The 801-nt window shown below is 42.9% G+C and carries 1 protein-coding gene; it reads left to right on the top strand.

The genetic code is table 11. The features are described 5' to 3' along the window. On the top strand, positions 1-622 hold a 622-nt coding region (locus tag R7Q48_RS26375; protein WP_318133151.1), incomplete at its 5' end, for a hypothetical protein. Positions 623-801: the final 179 nt, after the last annotated feature.

The raw sequence follows: 801 nt of genomic DNA, 5'->3' as shown, positions 1-801 counted from the left end.
ATTAGCGCATGCGGAAGATATTCGTCCATCTCAACGTAATAGCGAGTGGGAAAGCCTAGTTAAAAATGCGGCGTTGGGAGCGTTTGAACACTATGTTGCATCTGGAGCAAAAGATGATGCGATTGGTCTGGGTCAGCAGTTAATCCTATCTTACCCATTTCTCTCTCAATCTAAGAGTTTTACTCAGCAGTTCTCGAAAGAGCTGGTGCCTGCAGCACAACCATGTATTCAATATGCGATAGAGGGATGTGTGGAAAATTATGGTCAGCTTCTTAATACCTTGGCCCCAAGCGCTGAGGTGAGTTACGAAGAAGGAGCCAAAGTTTTCCAGAATGTCTCGAAGTCACTGTCGGTTCCTTTTTTTGCAGCAGCAGTGCAGCAAGCTGAGAACTACTGTGCGGATGAAAACGTCGCAAATGCGTTGCTCTACACCTTGGACAGACCAAATAATACCAACTTCGCTTTGGCGAAAGAGGTTGCTACACAAAGGTGTGCTAACACCGCACTAACAAACTTTGAAAATTACATTATTGAGTCGCAAACCGTAAGAGAAGCACTTTGCCCGACATATTTGTCTAAAGGACATGTAAAAGGGTTAATGAAAAAAGTTTGCCAGTCATAACTGCTCGTTCTTAAAGCCACCGCAAGGTGGCTTTTTAATTTATTGAAATTTAGGCAAAAAAAACCCTCCGAGAGGGAGGGGGTAAGTAAGATGTCGTTATGAGATGCTGAGTACCGAGTACTCAGTTTATAATTGTAGTTTTCGCTAGCGAACAAATTTTTAACACTGATACCGATTGT

Source organism: Vibrio sp. 378 (genome assembly GCF_033339435.1).
This window is presented reverse-complemented; position numbering and strand designations above follow the sequence as displayed.